The 6,260-nt window shown below is 61.7% G+C and carries 7 protein-coding genes; 2 read left to right on the plus strand and 5 right to left on the minus strand.

Features of this window, described 5'->3' with window-relative positions:
* Positions 1 to 287 (minus strand): site-2 protease family protein (locus tag EOM25_11295; GenBank protein ID NCC25758.1); only part of this gene is annotated, 287 nt, incomplete at its 3' end.
* 123 nt (positions 288 to 410) lie between these two features.
* Between EOM25_11295 and EOM25_11300 the strand changes: the two genes are divergently transcribed.
* Both EOM25_11300 and EOM25_11305 read left to right on the plus strand, forming a co-directional pair.
* On the plus strand, positions 411 to 1,163 hold the full coding sequence (locus tag EOM25_11300; GenBank protein NCC25759.1) for a 16S rRNA (uracil(1498)-N(3))-methyltransferase: 753 nt from the start codon (positions 411 to 413) through the stop codon (positions 1,161 to 1,163).
* A gap of 63 nt (positions 1,164 to 1,226) precedes the next feature.
* The gene (locus tag EOM25_11305; GenBank protein NCC25760.1) at positions 1,227 to 2,144 is read left to right on the plus strand and encodes a hypothetical protein; all 918 of its coding nucleotides are present in this window, start codon (positions 1,227 to 1,229) and stop codon (positions 2,142 to 2,144) included.
* Between the two features lie 31 nt (positions 2,145 to 2,175).
* Here EOM25_11305 and EOM25_11310 read toward each other — a convergent pair whose 3' ends face one another.
* Genes EOM25_11310 through EOM25_11325 form a run of 4 tightly spaced genes read right to left on the minus strand, consistent with a single transcriptional unit; the run spans position 2,176 to position 6,103 of the window.
* Entirely contained in the window at positions 2,176 to 4,266 is a 2,091-nt protein-coding gene (locus EOM25_11310; GenBank protein NCC25761.1) for a glycine--tRNA ligase subunit beta, read from the minus strand.
* A gap of 45 nt (positions 4,267 to 4,311) precedes the next feature.
* Complete coding sequence (locus EOM25_11315; GenBank protein NCC25762.1) at positions 4,312 to 4,728, minus strand: hypothetical protein; 417 nt, start codon at positions 4,726 to 4,728, stop codon at positions 4,312 to 4,314.
* Positions 4,721 to 5,914 (minus strand): LPS export ABC transporter permease LptF, encoded by a 1,194-nt coding sequence (lptF, locus tag EOM25_11320; GenBank protein ID NCC25763.1) that lies wholly within the window; start codon positions 5,912 to 5,914, stop codon positions 4,721 to 4,723. The genes EOM25_11315 and lptF overlap by 8 nt, the downstream gene beginning before the upstream one ends.
* Before the next feature lie 3 nt (positions 5,915 to 5,917).
* Positions 5,918 to 6,103 (minus strand): hypothetical protein, encoded by a 186-nt coding sequence (locus EOM25_11325; protein NCC25764.1) that lies wholly within the window; start codon positions 6,101 to 6,103, stop codon positions 5,918 to 5,920.
* Between the last annotated feature and the right edge of the window lie 157 nt (positions 6,104 to 6,260).

The following is a 6,260-nucleotide window of genomic DNA, read 5'->3' on the forward strand; positions in this document are numbered from 1 at the left end:
CCGGCCAGGCTGACCAGGACGATGCCCTTGCGGGGATTCCGATAGAAGGTCGGGTCGATGGGCACGGGCTTGGCCCATCCGATCATCTGGGTCATGACCAGGACCAGAGTGCCCATGACATCAAGATGCTTGAGGGGGTTCAGGCTTAGACGACCGGCGTCCTTGGCCGTGGGGTCGCCCAGGAGCCAGGAGACATAGCCGTGGGCCACTTCATGGCAGGTGATGCCGAGGAGAAAAGGCACGGCGATGATGGTCAGGCGCTGAATGGTTTCGGCCGGATCGAACATGGTTCCTGCGGCTACCATCAACGAGGCCGGTGGGCAAGAAGTTTCCCCTCGATAGTTTCTGGGGTCGAGAGGCTTGGCGAGGATTTTTTTGACATGGGGCGGGTTTCGAATCTATGAACCCACATGGTCCGGCCGCACAGATTTTATATTCCCCCGGAGGAGTGGTCCTCTCCCTGGGTTTTGAGGGGAACCGAGGCGGCGCATGCCGCGAAGTCGTTACGTTGCAGGCCTGGAGACGAAGTCGCGGGGTTCGACGGCCAGGGTCGGACGGGTATTTTTCGGGTCCTCGGTTTCAAGAGCGGTGAGGTCAAACTGGAGCTCTTGGCCGAGGAGGAATTTGTCAGGTCGGCGTCAGGTCTGGTTCTGGCCCTGGGCTGGACCAAAGGCTTGCGCCGGGGCTGGCTTCTAGAAAAGGCGGCCGAACTGGGGGCCGAGGCTCTCTGGTTCTGGTCGGCTTCCCGCTCCCAGGGGCGGATACCAGGCGATGGCAAAGGGGCCTGGCTGGGCCAAGTCCTGGCCGGTGCCAAGCAGTCGGGCAACCCCTTCTTGCCAAAGATCGAGGTCCTGCCGGGCGGGGCCGAAGCCTTGGCGGCCAGGGCCGGTTCCTTTGACCAGGCCATCGTACTCTGGGAAGGCCTCGGGGAGGCCGGATCGGTCCTCGACCAGAACTCGTTTCGGACCGGACGTTGTCTGGCCGTGGTCGGCCCGGAGGGAGGTCTGACATCCTTGGAGGTCGAGACTCTGATCCGGGGCGGGTGTCGGCCTGCAGGGCTTGGATCGAGAATTCTGCGCTGGGAAACCGCGGCCCTGGTCTGCCTGGTCCTGGCCCATCTGGCCCAGATATCCGCAGGGGCGGGCACAGAAAGCCCGCAATGAGCTGCGAGGAGTGTTCACGGTTCGAGCGTCTTTCGTCACCTTTTTTGCTTCTGGGGGTCGTCCATGTTCTGTAAGAAATGCAAGTACCACTCGTCAGACCACCTGAACGCCTGCCCCAAGTGTGGGCAGGACTGGCAGAGTATCCGGGAGCGTCTGAACCTGGCCTGGGTCAGGGAATCGAATTTCCTTTGGCTCGGAGCAAAGGCTGGACAGGGAGCCGTCGAGCAGGACGGATTTTTGTTCGAGGATGCAGCGGCAGAGGCTGGAAACACGACTGCGGAAGCCGCGATGGGTGCCGGGCCGGATGCTTTTGATGCCGTCACCGACGACATGGACGAACATTTGGAACCGACGATCCTCGACGACGAGGATCTGTCCGGGGGAGAGGCTTTGCCGGCCGACGAGACCGCCTTGGAGGGCCTGGACATCGATCTGGACGCGTTGCTTGGAAGCTTGGAGGAGGAGCAACAGAAGACCGAGGACCCGGCAGTGGTCGAGGAGCAGACTCTGCAAGGGCTTGAGGTGCCGGGCCTGGAGGATCTTCTGGAGGACGCCGATCTGGATCCCATCTCCACGGGTGGAGGCATGCCCCCGAAGGCTCCGGAACCCTCAGGACCCAAGGTCGAAAAGCTCGATTTCATCTCCCTGGACGATCTTCCCCTCGAAACCAGCGTCGATGAGCCGGGCAAGGCCGTGATCGAGCCTGCGGCGGCAACACCTGAACCGGCCTTTGTCGATCTTGAGGAAGTCGGGGACATCGACGACCTGGAAATCGACCCGGCTCTTTTGAAAACGACATCCGAGCCCGAAATCATTCAGAAGGACGCCGTTTCGGTCCCGGCAGAGGACGACGGCAATCTCCTGGACGTTCTGGAACTCAGTTTCGACGAGGACGACGAGGCCTTGTTGAGCGATCTCGGCCTGAGTGAGAAGGATTTGCGGGAGGCCATGGACAAGGCCCAGCCGGCCAAGAAGAAATAGTCGCCGGCCGGGCCAGATTTTTCTGAGGATCTCAGACCTGAAGGGCTGAGAAATCGGCCAGGGCGGAAAGTCGATTGACCAGCGCCTGAAGAATGTTCAGCCGATTCAGTCGAAGCCCCTGGTCTTCGCACATGACCATGACTTGGTCGAAGAAGCCGTCCACGGTCGGCCGAAGCGTCCGCAGCAGTCCGAAGAGTTCGGGATAGTCATCGCGGCCGAGGGCCTGGGCCCAAGTGTCTTCCAGCCCTTCCAGGGCCGCAGCCAGTTTTTTCTCCCCATCTTCCTGCAGCAGATTCACATCGAATTTTCCGGTCAGCACGGCCCCGGCCCGATCCCCTTGCTTGCGGATGATGTTGTCGGCCCGTTTGAAGGCCAAAGCGGCCTGTTCGAAGTCGTCGGCCCGGCTGAAGTCCTCCAGGGCCGCTACCCTGGCCTTGAGGGCAGGCAAGTCGCCCAGGCCGGCCCGGAGGCAGGCCTCCAGGAGCCGGCCGTCGATACCCTGGGCACCCCAGAGGGCCTTTAGACGCTGGCCAATGAAGTCCTCGACGGCGGCAACGATGTCTCCGGACGGGAGTTTCCATTTCACGGAGCCGTATTCATCAAGGGCCATTTTCAGCAGGCTTCGCAGCTCGAGTCGCAGGCCGTGTTCGAGAAGTATGCGCGTGAGGCCAAGGGTCTGACGGCGAAGTGCGTACGGGTCTGCGGCCCCGGTGGGAGCCATGCCCAGCCCAAAGCAGCCAATGAGGTTGTCCAGACGGTCTGCCAGGGCCAGGACGGCTCCGGGTAGTGATTTCGGAACCCGGGTGTCCGGGCCGGCCGGAAGGTACTGCTCGTATAGGGCCTGGGCCACCCGCTCGCTTTCCCCCTTTTGCCGGGTGTAGATGCCTCCCATGATCCCCTGGAGATCGTCGAATTCCCCGACCATGTGAGAGACCAGATCGGCCTTGGCCAGACGGCCGGCCCTGGCCATGTCCAGTTCAAGACCCGGATCTATAAGGGCCGCCAGTCCCCCGGCCAGACGCTTCAGGCGACGGGACTTGTCCCCCATGCTTCCCAGAGGTCCGAGGAAGACGACGCTTTCCAAGGATTTCAGCCAGTCGTCAAGATCGGCCTTGGAGTCGGCCTCCCAGAAGAACCGGGCGTCCTCCAGACGGGCACGGAGAACCTTTTCCCATCCTTGGCGGACGAGTTCCGGCCGCTCGGACTCAATGTTGACCACGGTCAGGAAGGCGGGCAGGAGGGCGCCGTCAGGCCCTTCCAGGCCGAAGCTTTTCTGGTGGGCTTCCATGCTGGTCAGGAGAACCTCCCGAGGCAGGGCCAGATAGGCCTGGTCGAATCGGCCGAGCATGGCCGTGGGCCATTCGACCAGATCGGCAACCTGGGATAGGAGCCGGTCGGACCAGATGATCGTGCCTCCGGCCTCGGCGGCCAATCGGTCGCCTTGTTCGACGATCATGGCCATGCGCTGGGCCCGATCGGCGACGATGCGGCCCCGGTCCAGAAGAATGGGACTAAGTTCGCGGGCGGTGGGGACCGAAAAGGGGCCGGGACCCATGACCCTGTGGCCGAAGGTCAGCCGTCCGGAAGAGAGGCAGGCCAGCTCGAAAGGGACCACATCGTTGTCCAGAAGAGCCAGAATCCAGCGGACCGGGCGGCCGAAGAGGAACCCGTCCGGGGCCCAGTGCATTTTTTTGGGGAAGGGGAGAGCGGAAAGGATTTCCCGGCAGACCCCGGGAAGGATGTCCAAGGCGCGGGCTCCGCCCGTTGCCTTGCGGGCAGCCAGGTACTGGCCTTTGTCCGTGGTCTGCACGAACAGATCGTCAGTCTCGACTCCATGGGTTCTGGCAAAGCCCTGAGCGGCCTTGGACGGGGAGCCGTCGGCCTGGAAGGCGATGGCGGCCGGGGGGCCGGTGACCACTATTTCCTGGTTGGTCTGGGTTTCGGCAAGTCTTTCGACAAACACCAGAAGACGGCGCGGCGTGGAGTGTGTTTCGACGGGTCCATGTTCGAGGTGTTCCCGGGTCAGGACCTGGTCGAATCCGGATTGCAGGGCCTGCTCGAGGGTTGGCAGGAATCGGGCCGGCATCTCTTCGGTGCCGACTTCAAGGGCGAAAAGTCCCATGGTCAGTGACCTCGTGGCTGGGGTGAAAGGGTTGGGCGGCAGCGGTCATGGCCGGTCGCCCGGTTCGATGGTCTCGGGTTCGGTGCTTTCTGTTTTCGATTCGGGAATGGGAATTGGTCGATCCGGATCCGTGCCCGGCGGCAGGGCCGGCGGGGCCCAGACTTCGGTCCGTTCCTGGACCTTGGCGCCAAAAGCGTCGTTGAGCATGGCCCGGTAGGCGTCTCCGATGAAGACCCCGGCCCGATTCCACATCTGGCGTCCCCTGGTCTCCCAGAGGTGGCGGCCGGCTCGGACCGTGAAGACCGAGGCGCAGGCGACCAGGACGAGGTTGCCTCTGACGGCTCCCTTGAAGGAGGCCTTCAGGACGGTTTTGGCCTCGTCCAGTTCGCGGGCCGTGTCTCGGACGCAGAGCGGACCACCGTTTAGGGGAACGGGCTGGTCCGTTTTGAAGTTTTCAGACATGGGGGGTGGCTCCGGCCGTGGTTTTTGGTCTGGCCCAGAGGCGGAACAGGTGAAGGACCCAGTCCGTGATCCTGAATCCCCGCTCGCGGCGGACGATGACAAATCCTGCGGCAGTCAGGACGGTGAAGACGGCGTTGGGAATCCAGAAGGAGATGTAGGGGCTGATGATGCCGGTCTCGCTCAGGCTGATGCCGGCCGAGAAGAGCGTGTAGTAGAGGAGAAAGCAGAACATGGCCAGAACCAGCCCGAATTGTCTCCGGAGGCCCTGGAAGAGAAAGGCCAGGGGAACGGAGAACAGTCCGAGGATGAGACAGGCCAGGGGAAGGGCCAAGCGCTTCTGCCGTTCGCGTACGACCTGGTTTCTGAGCACGGATCGGTCTTCCTCGCCCTGGTCGATGGTTGCGAGAATTCGGCCTAGTTCGGCCCAGGACATCTCCATGGGACGCTTGCTATCCAGGGTATAGCCCCCGAGGATCTTTTCCAGGTCCAGCCGGACATTGTAGGATTCGAATCCCAGTATGGAAAGCCCGTTTTTGTCCTGTCGGTACATGGTTCCGTTGTGCAGGGAAAGGTAGATCAACCCCTGGCCGTGGTCTGTAGAGATACGTCCCTCGGGAGCAATGAGAGTGGAGGACAGGCCCTGGTCGGTACTGTCGTTGACAAAGATGTTTTCCAGTTGTTCGGTGTCAGGGCTGACCTGGCGGGCATAGATCGTCAGCCCGGGAAAATCAGTGTTGAAGACCCCGGGTCTGATGACGATTTTGGCTTTGGAGCGGACGAGGTCGAGAAGCGTGGACCGGAAGTTGTCGATGCCCCATGAGATGCCCCAGAAGGCCGTGGCATAGGCCAGAAGGGCGGCCAGGGCGCAGAAGAGAACCGGGGCGGGCAAAAAGCCCCGCAGTCCGATGCCGGCCGCCCGCAGGGCGACCAGCTCCTGGTCGGTGGCCATGCGCAGGAAGGTCAAAAAGACGCTGGTCATGCAGGCCACTGGCAGGAGGAGGAGGAGGAAAAACGGGCTCAAATATAGGAAGAGCCGACCAAGATCCATCAAGGAAAGTCCCTGTCCGACAAAGAGGTTCCTCATCTGCAAAAGCCGTCCGACCAGCAGAAGGAACAAAAAGGAAATCAGGCAGATGGTGAAGACAAGTCCGATTTCCTTGAGAGTTTCCCGTTGCAGAACTCGCACGAATCAGCGGTTAGCCTCGATTTTCTTCCGGTAGAACTTGGCCAGGAATTGATCTTCCAGGGGAGCCAGGTTGAAACGCATGCCTGCCTCGGTCAGCAAGATATCCAGGCGTTTGCCCTCCTTGAGGCCCTCCTCCACCCAGGCCAGGGCATTGCGGAGGTTCTTTCCTTCGGGAATGATGGTACTCATGATCGGTCTCCTCGGATTCGGGTAGGGTGGCATGGTATGCCGCAAAAGTCGAAACAATGAGAATAGCTCAAGGATCCGGGGCTTGCAACTTCGTCGGCCATGGGCTATCCGGGCCAAGCCCGGGGGATATGTGCGCTCGGGGTCAGATTTAAATCCT

The sequence above is a fragment of the Deltaproteobacteria bacterium genome, assembly GCA_009929795.1.
Taxonomy (GTDB): Bacteria; Desulfobacterota; Desulfovibrionia; order Desulfovibrionales; family Desulfomicrobiaceae; genus RZZR01.

Bases quoted from the DNA above. Each gene is read 5' to 3' on its own strand.
- EOM25_11300 (NCC25759.1), top strand. From the start codon at position 411: ATGGTCCGGCCGCACAGATTTTATATTCCCCCGGAGGAGTGGTCCTCT.
- EOM25_11305 (NCC25760.1), top strand. From the start codon at position 1,227: ATGTTCTGTAAGAAATGCAAGTACCACTCGTCAGACCACCTGAACGCC.
- EOM25_11310 (NCC25761.1), bottom strand. From the start codon at position 4,266: ATGGGACTTTTCGCCCTTGAAGTCGGCACCGAAGAGATGCCGGCCCGA.
- EOM25_11315 (NCC25762.1), bottom strand. From the start codon at position 4,728: ATGTCTGAAAACTTCAAAACGGACCAGCCCGTTCCCCTAAACGGTGGT.
- EOM25_11325 (NCC25764.1), bottom strand. From the start codon at position 6,103: ATGAGTACCATCATTCCCGAAGGAAAGAACCTCCGCAATGCCCTGGCC.